Here is a 20,635-nt window from a genome sequence, read left to right as displayed (position 1 = left end):
GACCGTCGGTGAGTACGCGGAGAACCACGCGCCAGCGAGCACGAACAGCACGGTCACCGTGATCATGGTCCGGGGCACCGATAAGTGGCACCTTAGCGACATACACCGAACGCCGCGCGCGAGAGCGTCATCGTCGGCGCTGAGCCGCGTTTGCCCGCCACCGCGATGAACCCGCAGAGCAGGAACGAGAAAACGATCCCGATCACCCCGGCGACCACCGCCTGCCAGAACGAGATACCGAACCCCAGCGCGAACGACCCGTAACTGAGCCCCAGGATCGACACATTCGCCCCGAACCACGGCCAGAACAACTGCCGCGGCCACCCCCGCCGGTCCGCGTCGCCGATGACGTTGATGCCGTGGGTTTCGACCTTCAGCCGACCGCGGCTGCTGCCCTCGAGCTGATGGCGAGGGTGGCTGTGTTCTTGGTTGCCGCTGGTGCTGCCGCTGCCGCTGTGCTCTTGGCCGCCACCGCTTCTTGACCGGTGTCGAGACCGGCGTCCGTGGGCGCTGCGCTCGGGGTCGCCGCCCTCGGGCGGCTCCTGCCCGGTCCTGACCATGCCGACCGCCTATCCGAACCCGTCCTGAAACTCCGGCTGCGTTCATGGTGCCGTCAAAGACCAGGTCGTCGATACTCCAAATGTGATCTGCGTCGTACGGGAACAACTAAGTTGAGTCTGTCGTTGGCAACTTTGTAAGGTCCGACCACGGCAGGTCAGGACCCTTCGAAGGAGGAACCAGACATGTTGATCCGGACCGACCCGTTCGCCCAGTTCGACCGGCTGACCCAGCAGGCCTTCCGCGGCCAGGGCACTTCCGCCCGTTCCGCCGCGATGCCGATGGACGCCTACCGCTCGGGCGACGAGTACGTGCTGCAGTTCGACGTCCCGGGTGTGGCCAGGGACTCGATCGACGTGAGCGTCGAGCGCAACGTCCTGACCGTCAAGGCGGCTCGCGAAGCCGGCTACGCCGAGGACGACAAGGTGCAGGTCTCCGAGCGCTCGCGCGGCAAGTTCTCGCGCCAGCTCTTCCTCGGCGACACCCTCGACACCACCAACGTCGCCGCGGAGTACGTCGACGGCGTGCTGACCCTGCGCATCCCGTTCGCCGAGAAGGCCCAGCCCCGCAAGATCACCGTGAACGGCGACCCGAAGCAACTCGACGCCTGACCCGGTTTCCCGGCCCCGTCCGTCCACTGTGGTCTGTCCATTATGGTCAGTCTGCAACGGGTGAACGGGGCCGTTTCGCGTCCGCTGCAGGGGCGGACGGGGTCTCTCGCGCCCGCTGCACGGGTGAACGGGGGCATTTCGTGCTCGCTGTTGCGAGTGAACGGATCACCTTGTGCCCGCTGGCTGCGAGTGAACCGCGTCGTGGTGCATCCGTCGCGAGTCGCCCGGCTGTGCTGGGCCTCTGACGCTGCTCCGGCGGCCCATCCCAGTCGTCCACATCCTCCATCCGAGTTATCCACAAGACCCTGTGGACAACCTGGGGACAAGTTGTGGAGAATCACCACTCGTTCGAGTATCCACAGGTGGGGACGGGTGGGTAGGTGGATAACTTGCCGGGCGCTGAACCGCCGTCACCCACATCGGCGGGTGCACCTGTGGACACACGACGGAGGGGGGTGTTCAGCGCCGTCTCTGACGAGCGATCGGTGTGGATAGCGGCTTCGGTGTCCACAGGTGCTCGAAGGTGACCGTAGGAGGCGGACGCACCGCGCGGCAGCTCTCGATCGCCATCGCGATCAGGGAGAAAACCCTTCAGCAGAGGGAAAATCGCCTGCCGACGGCACCATCGGCGACGAGGCCCTCCGCGTCGCGCCAGGCAGCGCCAGCCCGAGCAACTCGAGCAGTTTCCGCAGCTCAACCGCCGTCGCTGAGGCTGGTGCCGACGTCCGTGGGGCGAAGTCCGGGCCGTCACCCGAGAACGTCGGAAAGACCGGCACGCCGAGGCGGCCTACCTCGGCCCATCCCGCGAGCGCCGTTGTCTCAGAGGGTCTTCATCGGCTGCCCACAATCGGGCGTACCGGACTTGAACGGTCTGTGGACAACTCCGGTGGATCAGCCGCCGGAGTGCATGTCCTCGGCCTCGGGGACGCAGTCGTCGTCCGGGTCGTCGAGCCAGCCGTGCGGGAGGGTGACCTTGCCGGGGGAGCCCTGGCGGCCGCGGGGGCCGTCGGCGTTGGCCGGGAACGGGGCGTCGTGGTCGAGGCGGGTGAGGAGGTCGTCCAGCTCGTCCATGCTGGACACCATCGCGAAGCCGCGGCGCAGCTCGGAGCCGACCGGGAAGCCCATGAAGTACCAGGCCATGTGCTTGCGCAGGTCGCGCATCGCCTTGACCGGGCCGTCGTGGGCGACGAGCAGTTCCGCGTGCCGCCGAAGCACCCGCGCCACCTCGCCCAGGTTCGGCCCCTGCGGCACCTCGCGACCCGCGAAGGCGGCCTCAAGTTCGCCGAACAGCCACGGCCGGCCGAGGCAGCCGCGGCCGACGACCACGCCGTCGCAACCGGTCTCGGCGACCATCCGCAGCGCGTCGGCGGCGGAGAAGATGTCACCGTTGCCGAGGACGGGGATGCTGGTCACGGCCTCCTTGAGCGCCGCGACCTTCGTCCAGTCCGCCTGGCCGGAGTAGCGCTGGGCGGCCGTGCGGGCGTGCAGGCTGACGGCGGCTGCGCCCTCGGCCTCGGCGATGCGCCCGGCGTCGAGGAACGTCTGGTGGTCGTCGTCGATCCCGACGCGGAACTTCACCGTGAACGGCACCCCGGCCTCCGCCGCGGCGGAGGCGGACTCGCGCACGATGTCGGCGAACAGCCGCCGCTTGAACGGCAGCGCCGCGCCCCCGCCCTTTCGCGTCACCTTGGCGACGGGGCAGCCGAAGTTGGAGTCGATGTGGTCGGCGAGCCCCTCGCCGACGATGATCTTCACGGCCTCGCGCATCGTCTTCGGGTCGACCCCGTAAAGCTGCATGGACCTGGGCTTTTCATGCTCGCCGAAGGTCATCATGTGCATGGTCCCGGGGTGCCGCTCGACGACCGCGCGCGCGGTGATCATCTCGCACACGTAGATGCCGGCGCCGTACTCCGCGCACAGCTGCCGGAAGGCGACGTTGGTGATCCCGGCCATGGGCGCGAGCACGACCGGCGGATCGACCTCGTAGGGGCCGATCTTCAGGGCGGGCTTGCTCAGGGTCGCGGTCACGCCTCCATTGTCGCTGAGGATTTCCATCACGAGCGACTGGGTGGCTTCATGATGACTTTGCCAACTGGCTGACGCGCTGGAACGACACGCCGAGTATGTCTCCGGCCTCGCGCTGGGAGAGCCCCAGTGCGAGCAGTTCTTGCACCGCGGCGCGGCTTTCGGCCGCCGCCTCCGCCTGCTTGCGCTGGGCTTGTTCGCGGAGAACTTCGGCGCGAGCCTGGTGATCCTTCACCGAGTTCGGCAACTGCACCGTGAGGTGCAGGTCATACTCGTCGCTGCGGAGATCTTCCATGATCTCGATGAGGTCGCCGGCCATCGCTGCGACGTCCTTGTAACGGAGAGCCTGGGTGGATCGGTCGATCTCGCGGACTCTGATGAGCCAGAACTTTCCGTCACGGGTGACGTCGGCGTGGTAAGTCTTCACTGCTTCCACCATCCCTTTCCCAGGACTCCCTCGCACTCCTTGAAGATGTCAACCGCGAAGACCTCGCCCAGCTCGGTGTGGCGCGGGATGGGGACCAGCACGCCGTTCAACGTGTAAACGGTGTGGTTGGCGCCTTCTCGTGCCAAGCTCCACTCCGCTCCGTGTTTTCTGGCCCTAGCTGCGATCTTCTTGATGACCTCACGTCTCTTCACGATTCTATGTCTAGCCAGGGCTAGACGCAACCGTCAATGGTGGACTAGACGTTTGACTCGATGGAGTGGGGCTGTCGCCGTGTCGGCGACAGGGCGACAGAAGTGGGCAGTGACCACGGGCCTGGCCCGGTGGCGTCGAAGACTAGCCAATTCGGGTCGCGGCATGATGGGCAGGACACAGCCGAGAGTCGAGGAGCTTGACGTGGTCGAGAAGCCGGTGCGGTGGGGGATTATGGGCACGGGCGGCATTGCCGGGTCCTTCGCCGAAGACCTCAGACTCACGGACTCCGGCACGGTCGCGGCCGTCGGCTCGCGGAGCCGGGACAGTGCGGACCGGTTTGCGGACCGGCTCGGCATCAGCAAGCGGCACGGCAGTTACGAGGAATTGGCGAACGATCCCGATATTGACGTCGTCTACGTCGCCACCCCGCATCCCCTGCACCACGCGAACGCCCTGCTGGCGCTCGAGGCGGGCAAGCCCGTGCTGGTGGAGAAGCCGTTCACGATGAACGCCGCGGAGGCTCGTGAGCTGGTCGCGGTCGCGCGGGAGCGGGGGCTGTTCCTGATGGAGGCGATGTGGACGCGGTTCCTGCCGCACGTCCGGCGCATCCGCGAGCTGCTCGGTGACCTCGGCGACCTCGTGACCGTCATCGCGGACCACGGGCAGTGGTTCGCCGAGGATCCCGCGTTCCGGCTGTTCGCGCCGGAACTGGGTGGCGGCGCGCTGCTGGACCTCGGGATCTACCCGGTGTCGTTCGCGTCGATGGTCCTCGGCGCGCCGAACCGGGTGGTCAGCCTGTCCGACCCGGCGTTCACCGGCGTGGACGCGCAGACGTCGATCCTGCTCGGCCACGCGAGCAGCGCGCAGGCGGTACTCAGCTGCACGCTGCGCGCGGTCGGCCCCACCACGGCGACGATCGTGGGCACCGACGCCCGCATCGAGATCGAGGGCGCGTTCTACGCCCCCGCCTCGTTCACGGTGATCCCGCGCCGCGGCGAGCGGACCCGGTTCGAGTACACCGACGAGGGCCGCGGCCTGCGCCACGAGGCGGACGAGGTCGCGTTGCGCCTGCGTGCGGGGGAGATCGAGAGCCCGCTCATGCCGTTGGACGAGACCGTCTCGATCATGGAGACCATGGACGAGGTGCTCGCGCAGGCCGCCGCCAGCGCCGGGTGACGCTGGGATTCGGCTCGGGGGGCGGGGCCGGGACGCCGACCGCAACCGTCCCGTGTCCGGGGTTGAGTAGTGCTACGGATCCGATCAACGGCCCTTATGCCCGAATCTGGCCGCATGACAACCGAAGGCGAAACCCTCCACCGCCTGGCCGACGAGATCAACGACCTCGGCCGGCGCCTGGCCGTGGTCGGGGCCGAGCTGCGCGACGTCGAGGTTTCGGTCACTGGAGCTGAGCCACGGGCCGGTTTGTCGACGGCTGGGGCCGCTCCGCAGACGCCGCCGACGGTTGCGGGCGCCCGGCCGCCGGAATCGGTGGCAGCACAAGATGGCCCGCCTGCGTTGTCGCCGGAACCGGCGGCGGCGCCGGACGATTCGCGCACGGTGCCGGGGGAATCGGCGGCGGCGCCGGGCGATTCGCGCACGGTGTCGGAGGAAGCGGCCGTGGCGCCGAGCGACTCGGGCACGGTGCCGGGGGAATCGGCGGTGGCGCCAGAGAGTTCGCGCGCGCAGCCGCAGCCGTCGCCTGTGGTGGCGGGCGCACCTCAGCCACGGTCGCCGGAATCGGTTGGCGCGCAAGGGGATTCGCGGGCCGTCAGGGCGGACGCGTTCGCGCCGTCAGCCGGGCCGTCCACGCCCGTTTACGGCGGTGCCTACCCCTACGATGCGCCGGGTTACAGCCACGGCACGCCTTATCCCGCAGGACCGCAACCGCAGTACGCGCAAAACCACTACGGGCAAAACCAATACACCCAACCCGTCCCGCAGTACTTCGCGGTGCCGCCCCAACAGCCCTACATCCCGCCGCCCACCCTCGGGGAACGGCTGCGGAAAGAAGGCGCCGGGGCGCGCCTCCTCGCGTGGGTTGGCGGGGCGGTCACGTTGCTGGGCGTGGTGCTGCTGCTCGTGCTCGCCGTGCAGCGTGGGTGGCTTGGGCCGTTGCCGCGGGTGCTGGTGGGGGCGGCGTTCGGGGCTGTGCTCGTCGGGGTGGGCGCGTGGCTGCATCGCAAACCCGCCGCGCGCACGGGCGCGTTCGCGCTGGCCGCGACCGGTATCGCGGCGCTTTACCTCGACGCCGTCGCCGCGACTTCGCTCTACGACTTCTTGCCCGTTCCGGCAGGGCTCGGCGCCGGGCTTGTCATCGCGGTGGGCGGGCTGCTCCTTGCGGTCAAATGGGACTCCTCTCTGCTCGCCGGCGCGGTTGTGGTCGGGTGCGGAGTGTGCGCGCCCCTGATCACTTGGGGCTTCACTCCGGAACTGGTGACGTTCCTGCTCATGCTCCAGATCGCGACGGCGCCTGTCCAGTTCCGGCGGGAGTGGTGGTCCCTTTCGCTCACCGCGGCCTTGCCGCCCTTGACAACGTCGGTGATCGGCAGCGCGCTGCAGACGCAGAACGTTCCGGTCGCCGTGGCCGCCGGCGCCGTGAGCGCCGCGCTCGCGCTGATCACGTTGCGGCGTACGGAAAACGATCCGTTCGCGCTGACCGTGCTCGCGTCCGCCGTGCTGCCCGTCCTGGTCGCCGCGGCGTTGTTGCCGAAGACCCAATCGGCGCTTCTGGCGGGTGGCGCGGCCGTTCTGCTTGTCACGACTGGGCTTCTCGTGCGGGGTCAGGCCGGGAACGTCGCGGTGGTCGCCGGGCTCGTCGCCGCGCTGCAGGCCACCGTCACGGAGTTCGACGGCGGCGCGGTGCTGCTCGGGGAGGCCCTTGCGCTCGCCTTCGCCGCGCGGTGGACGCGCAACCGGTTCGTGCTCGGCGGCTCGTTCGCGTTCGGCTTGATCGGCTGGCTGATCGCGCTCGTCAAGGACCTCACGCCGGCACTGCTGTTCGTCGCCCAACCCCGCACCACGACGCACTTGCTGACCGGTCTCGCCGCCGCCGTCCTGCTGCTGGCCGCGGCGGTCGCGGTGCCGTGGGCCGCGGTCCGGCTGGAGGTGCTCAAGCCCGCCAAACTCGGGCCCTGGCTGCCCGCCGGCCCGGCCGCGCTGCACGGCGCCGCCGGCCTCGTGCTCTGCGCGTCGCTGCTGGCGATCCCGGACCGGCCCGGGTTCCTGACCGGGCACGCGCTGATCACCGTGTCCTGGACGATCACCGCGCTGGTCCTGCTGTTACGCGGCATCAACGTCGTCGCGCTGCGAGTGGTCGGGCTGGTGCTGGTGGGGGCAGCGGTGCTGAAGCTCGTGCTGTTCGACCTCGCCGCGCTGGACGGCCTCGCGCGCGTCGCCGCGTTCCTCGGCGCCGGGCTGGTGCTGATGGTCGCGGGCGCACGTTACGCGAGGCTCGTGGCGTCGCGTTAGCCGTTCGACCAGGCCGGTTTAGCCGAAAGTCGATCGATCGGCTCCCTTCGAGCGATGCGCCGCGACGCCGCCGGCTGACACGTTGGCCAGATGGGAAACGTGCTGGCCAACGCCACTTATGTCGGACAGACCGCCGATGTCCTCGCCCGTCGCACGGGCGCCGACTCGATCGCCGCCGGCGTCAGTCAGAAGGCGATTTTCCAGCGCCGCGGCGAAATCACTCTGTACGACGATCGCCTGGTGCTGGGCAATTGGGGCGACAATGACGATCTCGTCTTGCGCCGCGAGGACGTCAAGAGCGTGCGAGTCGAGTTCACCGGCCTGTACGGGCGGTTCATCGGCGGGCTGCTGAACGCTGGGAAACCGTTGATCCTCGAGGTCGCCGACGCCGAGCTGTACCTGCTGATCGACCGCAAGGAGTTCATGGAGACCACGGACGACCGCCACTGGGGAAAGCTCGTCGAGGACTGGCTCGCGGGCTGACCGGCAGAATCTGGAGTCGCGGCCGGTGCGGCAGGCCGCCTAGTGTTTCCTCGGCGTCCCTGGGGGTGACGCGGAGCCGGGCACTAGTGCTGGAGACTGCAGATGACCGATGCTGAGGACACCGGCGAGACCCGCAACCAGAAGTTGCAGCGCAACATCGGCGAGCTGCTCCAGGAGTTGCGGGTGGCGCAGGCCGGGGTGCAGATCCTGTTCGGGTTCCTGCTGACGGTGGTGTTCACGGACCGGTTCCACAGCGCGAGCGGGCTCGAAAAGGCGCTGCACCTGTGCGCCGTCCTGCTCACGGTGGCGGCGACGGCCCTGCTGACCGCTCCCGCGGCCTGGCACCGGGTGCTGTTCCGGACCGGGCGGCGCGACGAGATCCTGCGCGTCGGCAACCGGTTCGTGCTGGTCGGGCTGGGCTGCCTGGCCGGGGCGATGACGGTGACGGTCGCGCTCATCGCGGAAGTCGTCTACGGGCTGGTCGCGATGGTGATCGTCGCGGTGGTCGCGTTGCTGCTGTTCGGGGTGCTCTGGGGACTGATCCCGTACCGGATGCGGCAGGACCAAGACCACGACTGAGCCGCTCCGGAAACAAGTCTCGGAGGCCACCGAAAACCCATCGGCGGCCTCCGAGAACAGGTCACGCCGTGAGCTTTCCCCAAGCGTAGTTCTGCTTCGCGAGCTTCAAATACACGAACAGCTCCGTCGACGTCACCCCGGGGATGGGCCGGACCTCCTCGCCCAGCACTTCGAGCAGGTGCTCGTCGTCCCGGCAGATCAGTTCGGCCAGCAGATCGAAACGGCCGGCACAGAGCACCACCTGGTGGACGTGCGCCAGTGTGGACAGCCGCGTCGCGATTTCACGCGGGTCGCCGTTCACCGTGATGCCGATCATCGCCTGCCGGGTCAGGTCCACGTTCTCCGGTGCGGTCACCGCGACGATCTGCATCATGTCGTCGCGCAGCAGCCGCTGGACCCGTTGTCGCACGGCGCCCTCCGATAACCCGACCGCCTTGGCCAGCGCCGTGAACGACGCCCTCCCGTCATGCTGGAGCAAGGCGATCAAGGTTCTGTCGGTGCTGTCCAACGCCTTCGGCGCACGCTGGTCATCGACCTTCGTGCGGTTTTCGTCACCCATGCCGTCCCTCCCTGTGTTTCGGCATGTGATTCCTTAAGCGCGCAGCGTATCGGCCATGACGCCCGAGCAGGAGGGCTGTTCGGCAGCAAACCGTGGTCAAGCCGCTGGTCCGGTGAACTTTCACCGGGGCCCGCGGTGTGCGTCCGGGCACAGCCGCTCTCGTCGCGCCGGGCGCTCCGGGTAACGTTTGCCGGCCCGTCGCCGCAGCGTTCGCCCCGGAAAAAGGGAGGAAAAGCCATGTCGGAAGCCGTCGTGCCCGGCCCCGGGATCGCTCCCGTGGTCCAAGCCAAAGGCCTGCGCGGCGGCGCGCTCGGCATGGTGTCGTCGATGGTGATCGGGATGTCGTCGACGGCGCCCGCATATTCCATTGCGGCAACGCTCGGCTTCATCGTGCTCGCAGGCACGGGATTCAAGGCCGCCGCGTTCATCCTGCTTTCGTTCGTGCCGGTGCTGTTCGTGGCTTTTGCGTTCCGTGAGCTGAATGCCGCGGAGCCGGACTGCGGCACCAACTTCACCTGGGCGACGCGCGCGTTCGGCAGCCGCGCCGGCTGGCTGACGGGCTGGGTGGTCACCGTCGCGCAGCTGCTGGTGATGAGCAGCCAGTCGGCGCTCACCGGCCGGTACACGCTGCTGCTCTTCGGCGCCGACGGCCTCGCGGGCAACCGCGCCGTCACGACCGCGATCGGCGGCGTCTGGCTGCTCGCGCTGTGCTGGCTCTGCTACCGCGGCATCGAGGTGTCCGCGCGGGTGCAGTGGATCCTGCTCGGCATCGAGCTGGCCGTGCTGGTGGTGTTCTCCGTGGTCGCGCTCGTGCGCGTGTACGGCGGCAGCGCGGGCGCGCAGGCGAGCCTGCCGCAGTGGAGCTGGCTGTGGCCGAACGGCGTGAGCGTCGGGACGGCCGTGTCCGCCGTGCTGCTGGCCGTGTTCATCTACTGGGGCTGGGAAAGCTCGCTGTCGGTGAACGAGGAGTCCGCCGACCCGCGGCACGCGCCGGGCCGCGCCGCCGTGTTGTCGACCGTGCTGCTGGTGCTGAACTACCTGCTCGTCACGGTCGCCGCGCTCGCCTTCGCGGGAGTCGGCGAACACGGCATCGGGCTGGGCAACGAGGCCAACTCCGGGGACGTGCTGGCCGGCCTCGGCGGCGCGGTGTTCGGCTCGTCCGGGCTGGGCCGGGTGTTCGGGCTGCTGCTGATCGTCTCGGTGCTGACCAGCGGCGCCGCGACCAGCCAGGCGACGATCATGCCCGCCGCCCGCACCACGTTGTCGATGGCGAGCCACGGCGCGCTGCCGAAGGTGTTCGGCCGCGTGCACCCGAAATACCGGACGCCGACAGTCGCGACCTGGACGTTCGGGCTCGTGTCACTCGCGTTGTTCGTGTTGCTGGCGGTGTGGAGCGACAACGTGCTGTCGGACTCCGTGGACGCCGTCGGGCTCACGATCGCGATCGAGTACACGATGACGGCGCTCGCGTGCGTCTGGGTGTTCCGCCGGACGCTGCTGACGAGCGTGCGTCACTTTTTCTTACGAGGCCTGCTTCCGCTCGTCGGGGGCCTGTTCTTCCTGGCCGTGCTGGTGCTCGCGGTGCGCGAGTACGCGAAGCCGGACGCCGGGGAGACCACGGTCTTCGGCATCGGCGGCGTGGCGGTGATCGGCGTGGTGTCGATCGTGATCGGGCTCCCGCTGATGTTCGCCGTGCGCCACTGGTGCCGCGAGTTCTTCGCCGGCCGCCGCCTGCCGCGCGGTTCGGTACCGCGCGGCGGCGACGTCATCGAGGCCTAACAGCGGCGGAGCAGGTCTTCCTCGGTCTCGCGCGGGACCAGCAGCGTCGCGAGGCCGTCGCGGACGCCGACCAGCGGCGGGCGCCCCACGAGGTTGTAGTTCGAGGCCAGCGCGTGGTGGTACGCGCCGGTGCACGGCACGGCCAGCAGGTCGCCCGCGTGGATGTCGCCCGGTAGGCAGACGTCGGTGGCCAGCACGTCGCCGGACTCGCAGTGCCGTCCGACCACGGTCACCGGCTGCCGCGCCGCCTTCGTGTGCCGTCCGACGAGCCGCGCTGTGTAGCGCGCGCCGTACAGCGCGGGGCGCGCGTTGTCGCTCATGCCGCCGTCGACCGCGACGAACGTGCGGCTGCCGCGCTTGACCGCGCACACCCGGTACACCGTGATCCCGGACGGCCCGACGATCGCGCGGCCGGGCTCGATCGTCAAGCGGGGCAAGGGAAATCCGTGCGACGAGCATTCGTACCCCAGCGCCACCCGGAGCCGGCGCGCGTAACCGTCGAGGTCGAACGCCGCCTCGCGGTCCAGGTAAGGCACGGCGTGCCCGCCGCCCAGGTCCAGCTCACGCAGGGTGACGCCGTAGGTGTCGCGGATGCGCACGAGCACCTCGACCATCCGCCGCGCGGCCTCCTCGTACCGGTCCACGCGCGAGACCTGCGAGCCGATGTGGCAGTGCAGCCCGACCAGCCGCAACCCGGGTTGCGCGAGCACGGCGGCGACAGCGCGGTCCACGTTGTCGCGGACGTCGTCGCGAAGCGAGAAGCCGAACTTCTGCCCCTCGGTGCCGGTGGTGATCGCGGCGTGGGTGTCGCCGGTGACGCCGGGCGTCACGCGGATCATCACCTCCTGCGCGCCGTGGGCGAGGGCGCCGAGCTGCTCGACCTCGTCGAGCGAGTCCAGCACGATGCGGCGGACGCCGTACTCGAGCGCGGCCTTCAGGTCTTCGGGCGTCTTCGCGTTGCCGTGCAACAGAATCCGCTCGGCGGGAAAGCCGATGGAACGCGCGACGGCGATCTCGCCCGCGGAGCAGGTGTCGAGCGACAGCCCCTCTTCGGCGACCCAACGCAGCACGGCGCGGGTACACAGCGCCTTGCTCGCGAAGGCGACTTCGGCCTCCGGAAGGGCACGGCGGTACGCGCGGGCCGTGTCGCGCACCTGCGCTTCGTCGAGGAGGTACGCGGGGGTGCCGAACCGGGCGGCCAGGTGACTCACCGGGGCACCCGCGAAGATCAGCTCACCGCCTTCGCCCAGGGATGTGCTCCGCGGCCAGAGCCCCGGTTCGAGGTGGTCGGCGGCCTCACAACCGAGGCTGGGCAGTAGCTCGCTGAGCGTCACGGTTACCTCCGTGAGTGGGTCATTCGGACCCCTCCAGCAGACTGCCGGGCCCGGCGTTCCGCCTGCGCCGTGAACACCACGCTGACGGTCCCGCGCTCCTCGCTGACGCGTTATTTACGTGCGGGTAACTTGCGCCACACGCGCTCCTGACCTGCGCTGTGCTCAGTTCTCGCGCGGACCGCCGTCACAAGGGACATGGTTGAACCGATGACGGACTTCGCGACGGAAATCGAGACGCACCGGCGGGAGCTGCGGGTGCACTGCTACCGGATGCTCGGCTCGTTCGACGAGGCCGACGACCTGGTCCAGGAGACGATGCTGCGCGCGTGGCGCGGCCGTTCGACGTACGAGGGACGCGCGAGCGTGCGGGCGTGGCTGTACCGCATCGCGACGAACGCGTGCCTCGACTTCCTCGACGCACACCCGCGCGAGCTGCCGGTGCTGGACCTGCCGTCGACGCGCGATTCGGACCTCACGCCGCAGCCGGCGGTGGCGGTGCCGTGGCTGCAGCCGTTCCCGGACCGCCTGCTGGAGCCGGACGCCGTGGTCGTCGCGCGCGAGACCGTGGAGCTGGCTTTCCTGGCGGCGATCCAGCACCTTTCGCCGCGCGGACGGGCGGCGTTGTTGCTGCGTGACGTGCTCGGCTGGTCCGCGCGGGAGACCGCGGCGACGCTGGGGACCACGCCGGCTTCGGTGAACAGCACCGTTCAACGCAGCCGTGCTGCGCTGAAGGAGCATCTGCCCGCACGGCGTACGGAGTGGCAGGCCGGCGAAGCGAGCGAAGCGGAACGCGCTGTCGTCGCGCGCTACATGACGGCGTTGGTGGAGCACGACGAAGCGACCTTCGCGGAACTGCTGCGCGAAGACGTCCGCTGTAGCCATGCGTCGGGGGCCGGCGGTCACTCCGGACCGGAGCCCACCTGGTATTCAGGCCTGTCGACGGTGCAGAAGGCCTGGGAGCCGGCGTTCCGGGGCGAGTACGCCGCGCCGTTCCGCGTGCTGCCGATCTCCGCGAACGGCCTGCCCGCGCTGGCCACTTACGTCCGCGTGGACGGGGTTTTCCGCGCTTTCGGGATCAACGCGCTACGGATTTCGGAAGGCAAGGTCGCCGAGGTGATCACCTTCAGCACCGCGGCGTTCCCCGCGTTCGGCCTCGCCGAGACCTGGCCGGACTTGCCGTCGTGAGACGGCTGCCGTCACGGAAATGGCCAAGCGGCCACCAGGTGCTCTCACCGGTGGCCGCCCGGGTTTCAGCGAACGGTCTCCGGCGTGGTGTCGAGCACGTGCACCATGTCCGTCGCGAGGGCGCGGGCCTTGGTGTCGTCGAGCTTGGTGTGGACCTGGACGATTTTCTGTACTCGGTCGATCCGTTGCTGATAACGGGTGACGGGCGCGGGTGCGGTCATGGCTTCTTCCTGACGTGGGGGTTGACGGCCGCGCCGCAGACGCAGCCGCGATCGAGGTGGCCGGCGGACGTCGCGGTGCAGAAGCGGCGCGCGATCACGTCGTGGGAATCGAGCGGGTGCGGGCAGCTGGGGCAGGCGTTCTCCGCCAGCGGCTCGACGGGTGTCTCCGACAGGGTCTCGGCCGGTGCGTCCGCCGCGGTCATGCCGAGACCCGGGCGGGTGTTCGCAGCGGTTCGCCGACGGAGTGCAGGTGCTCCAGCACGTAACCGTAGGACCGGGCCCAGCCGCACTCGGCGTAGGAAATCCCGCGCTCGGCACAGAACTCCCGCACGATCACCTGCGCGTGCTTGAGGTTGGACCGGGCCATGCTCGGGAACAGGTGGTGCTCGATCTGGTAGTTCAGGCCGCCGAGGACGAAGTCGACGACCGGGCCGCCGCGGATGTTGCGCGAGGTCAGCACCTGCTTGCGCAGGAAGTCGAGCTTGTGCCCGCTGGTCAGCATCTCCATGCCCTTGTGGTTGGGCGCGAACGAAGAGCCCATGTACAGGCCCCAAAGACACTGGTGCACGGCGATGAACACCAGACCGGTCAGCGGTGACAGCACGATGAACACCGCGGCCAGGTAGGCCACCAGGTGGCCGATCAGGAGCGCGGACTCCAGTTTGTGCCGGCGGACGTCACCGGCCCAGACCGCCTTCACACTGGACACGTGCAGGTTCAGGCCTTCCAGCAACAGCAGCGGGAAGAACAGGAAGGCCTGGTATTTGGCCACCCAGCGGAGAAAACCGCGCTTCTCACTGCTCTGCGCGCGGCTGAAGGCGAGGGCGGCGATGTCGACGTCCGGGTCCTCGTCCTCGTGGTTCGGGTTGGCGTGGTGCCGGTTGTGCGTGCCGATCCACCAGCCGTAACTCAGCCCGGTCAGTCCACCGTGGACCAATCCGGTGGCGTCGTTTGCCTTGTGGGTACCGAAGATCTGGCGGTGCCCGGCGTCGTGGCCGATGAAGGCGAGCTGCGCGAACATCATCGCGAAGAAGGCGGCGAGGAACAGCTGCCACCAGGAATCGCCGAGGTAGACGAAGGCGACCCAGCCGGCCGCGAAGGCGAACAAGTTGAGCCCGATCCGGATGCCGTAGCTCTTGCGACGGCGCTCCAGCAGGCCCGCCGCCTTGATCAGACGGGACAGCTCCGCGAACTCACTACCCTTGGGGGGCAACGGATCGAGGGCATCAGAAGTACGGGACGAGGTCATGACGACACCGCTCTGGTTCAGGCGAGATGCTTGTCCAGCGACGGTTTTCCGGCCACGACGGGTCCGGGTCCAGTCCGGGAGAAGGGCGCTGGGGCCTGGCCGCGATGGCATCGCGGCCTGCGCCCAGCCTCTCACTCCTGCGCGGCGATGGCAATTCCCCTGGCGGAACCGAAACAGGCGTATGGTCAACGGTATTACGCGGACATCACCGGCGGCGTCGGCGCGAGCGGCCCGTTCGGCCGCCTACGAAAGTCCCCATGAGGACAGCAGTCCGAACAGCCGTTCCCGCTCCGGCGCGGTGAGCAGACGGCTCGGCGGGCGGACGTCCGGACGGCACAGGCCCAATTGCGAGAGCGCGTCCTTGACGACGCTGACGTTGTTGGCGTTCCCTTCGGCCGCACGCATCTGTTCGAACGGCCGGATGCGCTCCCAGATCTTCATCGCGCCCGCGAAGTCGCGGGTGCTGAGCTTGGCGTACAGGTCCAGCGAAATCCTCGGGTCGACGTTCACCAGTCCGGAGGTGAAGCCGGTCGCGCCGACGGCGAAGTAACCAGGCGCGGACAGTTCGGCCAGGCCGGCGATCCACACGAAGCGCTCGTAACCCGCTTCGCGCGCGACGGTCGCGAAGTGCACCGGGTCCGGCACCGCGTACTTGACGCCGATCACGTTCGGCGCGGCGTCGCCGAGGCGGGCCAGCTCTTCCCCGGAGATGGCGGGGTTGCGGATGTAGAGGACCACGCCGAGCTCGGGCACCGCCTCGGCGATCGTCCGGTGGTACTCGACCCAGCCGTCGCGCGAAACATAGGGATGCACCGGCTGGTGGATCATGATCATGTCCGCGCCGGTGTCCCGGGCGTGCCGCGCGGCCTTGACCGCGGAGCGCAGATCGTGCCCGACGCCCGCCAGCACGCTCGCGCCGTGCGCCCGCTTGACGGCCAGCTCGAGGCACAGCCGCGTCTCGGGCCCGTCGAGCGCGTAGAACTCCCCGGTGTTCCCGTTGGGCGTGACCACCTCGATGCCGCTGGTGGTCAGCCGCTCGACCAGCCGGCAGTACGTCTCCTCGTCGATCTCGCCGTCGCCGAGGAAGGGCGTCACGGGGATCGCGACCACGCCGGCCAGCCGCCGCCGCTGTGTTTCGAACACCACTGGCATGTCCGATCTGATATATGATGTGCACCGACCCGAGGAGACTAGCACGGGGCGGGCGTCCTGGGTCTTGGGTCAGGTGGCCTGATCGACGGCGGGTTCTGGCCGTGCCGGGATCAGCGAGCCAGGAAAGACGTCAGCTGCTCGACGACAAACGCGTGGTCGTCGGCCTGCGGCAGGCCCGAGACGCCGACGGTGCCGACCGGCCCGACGCCCGCGACGATCACCGGGAACACGCCGCCGTGCGCCGCGTACAGGTCTGGGTCGAGGCGTGAGTCGGCCTCGAACGAGCTGCCCTTCTCGCGGAACTGCGTGCCGACCAGGAACGAGCTGTGCCCGTAGCGGTCGACGACGCGGCTCTTGCGCTCGATCCACGCGTCGTTGTCGGCGGACGTGCCCGGCAGCGCGGCGTGGAACAGGCGCTGGCCGTTCCGTCGGACCGAGATCGTCACCGGCAGAGCCCGCGCCCGCGCTTCGGCCAGCAGGTGCTCGCCGAGCGCCAGCGCGGTCTCGTTGTCGAACCGGGTGAAGGTGAGCCGGTCCTCTTGCTCGAGAAGCTCGGTAACGGTCGTCATGCCGCTATTAAATCAACACTGTTGTTTAATCCCGCAAGGCGGCCAGGGCGAAGGCCGCGTGCATCGCCACGCCGCTGGGCATCGCGTCCTCGTCGAACACCACGCGGTTGGAGTGGTTGTTCGGGGCGGTCTTGGCATCCACCCCGGGCGGGCAGGCGCCGAGGAACGCAAACGCACCCGGAACCCGTTGCAGCACATAGGAAAAGTCCTCGGCCGCCATACTGGGGACCCCGATCTCCTCGGCGTTCTCCGGGCCGAGCACTTCGGCGGCGAGGGCCAGCACGTGGGCGGCGACGGCGTCGTCGTTCACCGTCACCGGGTAGCCCGGGTCGACGTCGGCCAGCACGCGGCAGCCGTGGGCCTCGCCGATGGACGTGCAGACCTTCGGCAGCTCCTCGCGGATCAGCGCGCGCGTGTGCTCCGACAGGGCGCGAATGGTCCCCTGGAGCACCGCCGTCTCGGGGATGATGTTCGTGGTCGTGCCGGCCTCGATGCGGGTCACCGAGATCACCGCCGGGTCGAACACCGGGATGCGGCGCGTCACCATCGTCTGCAGGGCGCCGACCATCGCGGCTGCCGCCGGCACCGGGTCGATCGCCTCGTGCGGCATCGAGCCGTGCCCGCCGCGGCCGGTCACCTCGACCCGGAACGTGTCCGCCGACGCCATGATCGTCCCGCCGCGCACCCGCAGGACGCCGCTGGGCATCGTCGCCATCGAGTGCAGGGCGAAGGCGCGCGAAACCCGCGGGCCCGCGGCGTCCAGCACGCCCTCGTGGATCATGTGCCGCGCGCCGTGGTCACCCTCTTCACCGGGCTGGAACATGAACACCACCGAGCCGGCCAGCTCGTCGACGCGCCCGGCGAGCAGCCGTGCGGCCGACGCCAGCATCGCCACGTGCGTGTCGTGCCCGCAGGCGTGCATCGAATCGTCGACCTCGGAGGCGAACTCCAGGCCGGTGTCCTCGTGCAGCGGCAGCGCGTCCATGTCGCCGCGCAGCAGCACGGCCGGGCCCGGGCGGGCGCCGCGCAGGACGCCGGTGAGCGACGTCGTCGAACGGCCCTCGGTGAACTCGATCGGCAGGTCGGCGAGCGTCGCGCGGATCGCCTGCTGCGTCCTCGGCAGCCGCAGGCCCTGCTCCGGACGGCGGTGCAGGGCCCGGCGGAGGTCGACGGTGCGGTCCTGCAGCGCCCGCGCTTCGGCGAGCAGCCCGGCGAACGGGGTGCCGGGGAGAGTGGGCAGGTCGGTGGGTCCGGTCATGATTCGATAGTGGCACCCCGGCCCCTTCGGGTGCACCGTGCGTGCGCTCGTTTCCCCGGCGGAATACGGTGTGCGCATGGCGGTGCAAGAGCCGGTCACGGGCTTCGCGATGGCTGTGGTCCGAGAAGACGGTCGGTGGCGGTGCAGTGCGCTCGATCCCGCGGCGCTCACAGAGCTGGACGCGGCGATCACCGAGCTGGGGAAACTCCGCTCGACCGGGGCGGCGTTCGGGCTGCTGGCCGTGGACGACGAGTTCTTCGTGATCGTCCGGCCGAGCCCGCGGGGGCCGTCGCTGCTGCTTTCGGACGCGGCCGCGGCACTGGACTACGACATCGCCGCCGACGTGCTGGACGTCCTGCGCGTCGACCCGCCCGACGAGGACGACGAAGCCGTCTGGCCGGAGGGCGACCTCGAGATCCTGACCGATCTCGGGCTGCCGGGCGTCGAGCTGGAAGTTATCGTCGGAGAGGTGGATCTCTACCCGGATGAGCAGTTGCAGATGGTGGCCCAGAGATGCGGGTTCGCGCCCGAGTTCACCAAGCTGCTGGACGAGCTCTGAGACGCCCGGCCGACACCGAGGCCGTGCAGGCCGCCCTCGAGGCGGCCCGCGGCCCAGGCGCCGATGTGCCCATCGGCGCCGTGGTGTTCGGCCCTGACGGCCGCCCCCTCGCGGCGGCCCGCAACGCCCGCGTCGAACTGGGCGACCCCACTGCCCATGCGGAGATCCTCGCCCTGCGCGCCGCCGCCCGCGTCCACGGCGACGGCTGGCGCCTGGAGGGCTGCACCCTCGCCGTGACGCTGGAGCCCTGCACGATGTGCGCGGGCGCCCTGGTGCTCGCCCGGATCTCCCGCCTGGTGTTCGGCGCGTGGGAACCGAAGACCGGCGCCGTGTCGTCCCTGTGGGACGTCGTGCGCGACCGCCGGCTCAACCACCGCCCGGAAGTCCACGGCGGCGTGCTGGCCGACGAATGCGCCGGCCTGCTCGAGACCTACTTCGCCACCCGCCGCGCCCAGCTCTCCTGAACCCCGCTCCGGGTGTCCGAGAGGGGTCCGGTATATTTCTCGGCGGTGGCGTGTCCGAGCGGCCGAAGGAGCACGACTCGAAATCGTGTGACGGCTAATCCCCGTCCGTGGGTTCAAATCCCACCGCCACCGCCATTCTCAGGCGAGGTGTGCCCGCAAAAAGCGCGGGCGCACCTCGCCTGGCGTTTTTTCCGGGGTGCAACCCCGGGCCCGCCCGGCGGCTAGCCCCGGACCCCCGGTGGTGGTCACCATCGCGTTGGTCGTGCGGTTTTAGGGTGGGGTAGTGAGTAGCTCTGCGGAAGCGCTGCCTCCGGTCAGCCGGACTGCGGTCGGGGTGGCCGGGTTGCGGGCGTTGGAGAGCGGGCGGCCGGATCGGTTGTTCGAGGATCCTTACGCGGGCGCGTTTTTCCGGGCGGGGCAGGCGTTGTTCTCGGCGGAAGAGCGAGGCGACGGTGTCGGCCGGGTGTTCGCCGAGCAGGTGGCGATCCGGACCCGGTTCTTCGACGACTTCCTCGCCGGCGCGGACCAGGTCGTGCTGCTCGCGGCGGGGCTCGACGCGCGGGCGTTCCGGCTGGACTGGCCCGAGGGCACCCGGCTGTTCGAGCTGGACCTGCCGGATGTGCTGGAGTTCAAGGATTCCGTGCTGGCCGCGCGGTCCGCCGAACCGCGGTGCGAGCGCGTGGTGGTCCCGGTCGACCTGCGCGACGATTGGCCCGCGGCGTTGCGCGAAGCCGGTTTCGCGCCCGGACGGCCGACCGCGTGGCTCGCCGAGGGGCTGCTCGTTTACCTCGACTACGACGATGCCGCGCGCTTGCTCGCGGACGTCACCGCGCTGTCCGCGCCCGGCAGCCGGATCTCCTTCGAGCACCGGCCGCAGGCGGATCGGGACGGTCTTCTTCAGCGGGCCCGCGCGGTGGCGAACGGCGAGTCCGTCACCAGTCTGTGGAAGGGCGGTCTCGGCGGCACCGCGCCGGAATGGCTGGCCGAACACGGTTGGCGGCCCGAGACGTTCTCGCGCGCCGAACTCGCCGCGGGGTACGGGCGGCCGTCCGAGGACCCGGCGAGCGGCGGGTTCGTCACCGGCGTGAAAACTGATCGTCCTTAGTGGACTCTGTCAGCCCGGGGTCACCGGAGTGCTGAAGGGTTCCAGGACGGGAATAGTCTCGACGATCGTCGAAACGCCCGCCGCGACGGCCTTCGCGACCGAGTGGCAGGCCGACGTCACGGGGTAGACGACGTCCGTCGAACGGTCACCGGCCAGCACGGCTTCCGCCGCCGACTGCGCGGCCGCCGCAATCGACGTGACCTGCTCGGCGGTCTGGACGGCCAGCCGGTCCAGAAGATCGGCAAGGTCCAGCCCGACGGCCGCGGTCCGCGCGGCGGCTTCCGCGGCTTGGCGGTAGTGCGCGTCCAGCTCGTCGGCGCGGCTGCGGAAGAGCGCGGCCGGCTCGCCGCCCCAGCGCCGTTCCGCGCGGTGCGCCCCGCCCTCGAACTGCAGCCGCGCGGTGACGAGCACGTCGCGTCCACTGGAAAGCTTGCGCGCGGACTCACGGATGGCCTGCGGTGAACAGTCGATCTGCCGCAACGCCGCAACGGGATTGGGCGCCCCGAGCCGCGCCCCCGCAACCCGCAACGGCTCCAACACCATGGCGGCCTGCTCCAGCACCGGATGCAGGAACGGCATCAGAACCCCTCCGCCGTGCGCGTCGGGAGCGCCGCCGACGGCCTGCTTGAAGCGCCCCAATGCCACATTGGGTGCGTTGAGCGCACCCAATGTGGCGTTGGTTGCGTTGAACGCACCGAACGCCACATTGGGGCGCTTGGAATTGCCACGCCCAGGGCGGGCGAGGGTGCGGCAGGCGCAAGTGGCGCGAAGTGCGGGAGTGACATCAGGACCCCTCCGCCGAGCGCGTCGTGGGGCCGCCGCTTGGCGCCGCCGCGT

23 protein-coding genes and 1 tRNA gene are annotated in these 20,635 nt (G+C 69.8%); 11 read left to right on the top strand and 13 right to left on the bottom strand.

Going from position 1 to position 20,635, the window contains the following annotated elements; all coding sequences use genetic code 11:
- Positions 1-92: 92 nt before the first annotated feature.
- Positions 93-560 carry a cytosine permease gene (locus OG371_RS13195; RefSeq protein WP_329068966.1) on the bottom strand — a complete coding sequence of 156 codons (468 nt, stop codon included), beginning with the start codon at positions 558-560 and terminating at the stop codon, positions 93-95.
- Between the two features lie 183 nt (positions 561-743).
- On the opposite strand from OG371_RS13195, the gene OG371_RS13190 reads away from it, so the two are divergent.
- A complete protein-coding gene (locus tag OG371_RS13190; RefSeq protein ID WP_329068964.1) occupies positions 744-1,169 on the top strand; it encodes an Hsp20/alpha crystallin family protein in 426 nt (141 codons plus the stop codon).
- An 891-nt stretch (positions 1,170-2,060) separates the two neighbouring features.
- On the opposite strand, the gene dusB is transcribed toward OG371_RS13190, so the two are convergent.
- Genes dusB through OG371_RS13175 form a run of 3 tightly spaced genes read right to left on the bottom strand, consistent with a single transcriptional unit; the run spans position 2,061 to position 3,833 of the window.
- Entirely contained in the window at positions 2,061-3,224 is a 1,164-nt protein-coding gene (dusB, locus tag OG371_RS13185; RefSeq protein ID WP_329068962.1) for a tRNA dihydrouridine synthase DusB, read from the bottom strand.
- 19 nt (positions 3,225-3,243) lie between these two features.
- Positions 3,244-3,621 carry a hypothetical protein gene (locus tag OG371_RS13180; protein ID WP_329068960.1) on the bottom strand — a complete coding sequence of 126 codons (378 nt, stop codon included), beginning with the start codon at positions 3,619-3,621 and terminating at the stop codon, positions 3,244-3,246.
- Positions 3,618-3,833, bottom strand: coding sequence for a hypothetical protein (locus tag OG371_RS13175; RefSeq protein ID WP_329068957.1), 216 nt, complete (start codon positions 3,831-3,833; stop codon positions 3,618-3,620). The genes OG371_RS13180 and OG371_RS13175 overlap by 4 nt, the downstream gene beginning before the upstream one ends.
- A gap of 202 nt (positions 3,834-4,035) precedes the next feature.
- Between OG371_RS13175 and OG371_RS13170 the strand changes: the two genes are divergently transcribed.
- The 4 genes from OG371_RS13170 to OG371_RS13155 all read left to right on the top strand — a co-directional run bounded on the left by OG371_RS13170 (position 4,036) and on the right by OG371_RS13155 (position 8,364).
- Entirely contained in the window at positions 4,036-5,010 is a 975-nt protein-coding gene (locus tag OG371_RS13170) for a Gfo/Idh/MocA family protein (RefSeq protein WP_329068955.1), read from the top strand.
- Between the two features lie 114 nt (positions 5,011-5,124).
- Entirely contained in the window at positions 5,125-7,302 is a 2,178-nt protein-coding gene (locus OG371_RS13165) for a DUF2339 domain-containing protein (RefSeq protein WP_329068953.1), read from the top strand.
- A 90-nt stretch (positions 7,303-7,392) separates the two neighbouring features.
- Positions 7,393-7,785: a hypothetical protein gene (locus OG371_RS13160; RefSeq protein WP_329068951.1), complete on the top strand. Its 393-nt coding sequence runs from the start codon at positions 7,393-7,395 to the stop codon at positions 7,783-7,785.
- A 102-nt stretch (positions 7,786-7,887) separates the two neighbouring features.
- Positions 7,888-8,364: a DUF6328 family protein gene (locus OG371_RS13155; RefSeq protein WP_329068949.1), complete on the top strand. Its 477-nt coding sequence runs from the start codon at positions 7,888-7,890 to the stop codon at positions 8,362-8,364.
- Between the two features lie 61 nt (positions 8,365-8,425).
- Here OG371_RS13155 and OG371_RS13150 read toward each other — a convergent pair whose 3' ends face one another.
- Entirely contained in the window at positions 8,426-8,923 is a 498-nt protein-coding gene (locus OG371_RS13150) for an Lrp/AsnC family transcriptional regulator (RefSeq protein ID WP_329068947.1), read from the bottom strand.
- A 237-nt stretch (positions 8,924-9,160) separates the two neighbouring features.
- Between OG371_RS13150 and OG371_RS13145 the strand changes: the two genes are divergently transcribed.
- Positions 9,161-10,702 (top strand): APC family permease, encoded by a 1,542-nt coding sequence (locus OG371_RS13145; RefSeq protein WP_329068945.1) that lies wholly within the window; start codon positions 9,161-9,163, stop codon positions 10,700-10,702.
- Here OG371_RS13145 and lysA read toward each other — a convergent pair.
- Entirely contained in the window at positions 10,699-12,036 is a 1,338-nt protein-coding gene (lysA, locus tag OG371_RS13140) for a diaminopimelate decarboxylase (protein WP_329068943.1), read from the bottom strand. The two genes, OG371_RS13145 and lysA, sit on opposite strands and share 4 nt — an antisense overlap.
- Positions 12,037-12,231: 195 nt before the next feature.
- Here lysA and OG371_RS13135 point away from each other — a divergent pair, with 195 nt between their 5' ends.
- Positions 12,232-13,221: an RNA polymerase subunit sigma-70 gene (locus OG371_RS13135; RefSeq protein ID WP_329068942.1), complete on the top strand. Its 990-nt coding sequence runs from the start codon at positions 12,232-12,234 to the stop codon at positions 13,219-13,221.
- A 65-nt stretch (positions 13,222-13,286) separates the two neighbouring features.
- On the opposite strand, the gene OG371_RS13130 is transcribed toward OG371_RS13135, so the two are convergent.
- From OG371_RS13130 to OG371_RS13105, 6 genes are all read right to left on the bottom strand, one after another.
- Complete coding sequence (locus tag OG371_RS13130) at positions 13,287-13,442, bottom strand: DUF6307 family protein (RefSeq protein WP_329068940.1); 156 nt, start codon at positions 13,440-13,442, stop codon at positions 13,287-13,289.
- Entirely contained in the window at positions 13,439-13,645 is a 207-nt protein-coding gene (locus OG371_RS13125; RefSeq protein ID WP_329068938.1) for an RGCVC family protein, read from the bottom strand. The genes OG371_RS13130 and OG371_RS13125 overlap by 4 nt, the downstream gene beginning before the upstream one ends.
- On the bottom strand, positions 13,642-14,691 hold the full coding sequence (locus OG371_RS13120; RefSeq protein ID WP_329068936.1) for a fatty acid desaturase family protein: 1,050 nt from the start codon (positions 14,689-14,691) through the stop codon (positions 13,642-13,644). The genes OG371_RS13125 and OG371_RS13120 overlap by 4 nt, the downstream gene beginning before the upstream one ends.
- A gap of 243 nt (positions 14,692-14,934) precedes the next feature.
- Entirely contained in the window at positions 14,935-15,837 is a 903-nt protein-coding gene (locus tag OG371_RS13115; RefSeq protein WP_329073034.1) for a dihydrodipicolinate synthase family protein, read from the bottom strand.
- 116 nt (positions 15,838-15,953) lie between these two features.
- Complete coding sequence (locus tag OG371_RS13110) at positions 15,954-16,412, bottom strand: heme-degrading domain-containing protein (protein WP_329068934.1); 459 nt, start codon at positions 16,410-16,412, stop codon at positions 15,954-15,956.
- Positions 16,413-16,437: 25 nt separating this feature from the next.
- On the bottom strand, positions 16,438-17,670 hold the full coding sequence (locus OG371_RS13105; protein ID WP_329068932.1) for a M20 metallopeptidase family protein: 1,233 nt from the start codon (positions 17,668-17,670) through the stop codon (positions 16,438-16,440).
- 76 nt (positions 17,671-17,746) lie between these two features.
- Here OG371_RS13105 and OG371_RS13100 point away from each other — a divergent pair, with 76 nt between their 5' ends.
- The 4 genes from OG371_RS13100 to OG371_RS13085 all read left to right on the top strand — a co-directional run bounded on the left by OG371_RS13100 (position 17,747) and on the right by OG371_RS13085 (position 19,798).
- Positions 17,747-18,229, top strand: a complete 483-nt coding sequence (locus OG371_RS13100; protein ID WP_091627185.1) for a tRNA adenosine deaminase-associated protein — start codon at positions 17,747-17,749, stop codon at positions 18,227-18,229.
- A 23-nt stretch (positions 18,230-18,252) separates the two neighbouring features.
- Positions 18,253-18,693, top strand: a complete 441-nt coding sequence (locus tag OG371_RS13095) for a nucleoside deaminase (RefSeq protein WP_329068928.1) — start codon at positions 18,253-18,255, stop codon at positions 18,691-18,693.
- A 44-nt stretch (positions 18,694-18,737) separates the two neighbouring features.
- Positions 18,738-18,828, top strand: a tRNA-Ser gene (locus OG371_RS13090).
- A gap of 148 nt (positions 18,829-18,976) precedes the next feature.
- Positions 18,977-19,798, top strand: coding sequence for an SAM-dependent methyltransferase (locus OG371_RS13085; protein WP_329068926.1), 822 nt, complete (start codon positions 18,977-18,979; stop codon positions 19,796-19,798).
- Between the two features lie 9 nt (positions 19,799-19,807).
- On the opposite strand, the gene OG371_RS13080 is transcribed toward OG371_RS13085, so the two are convergent.
- Positions 19,808-20,377 (bottom strand): hypothetical protein, encoded by a 570-nt coding sequence (locus OG371_RS13080; RefSeq protein ID WP_329068924.1) that lies wholly within the window; start codon positions 20,375-20,377, stop codon positions 19,808-19,810.
- Between the last annotated feature and the right edge of the window lie 258 nt (positions 20,378-20,635).

The sequence above is a fragment of the Amycolatopsis sp. NBC_01480 genome (assembly GCF_036227205.1).
Classification (GTDB): Bacteria; Actinomycetota; Actinomycetes; order Mycobacteriales; family Pseudonocardiaceae; genus Amycolatopsis.
The sequence above is the reverse complement of the archived record's forward strand: the minus strand, read 5'-3'. Positions and strand labels throughout refer to the sequence as shown.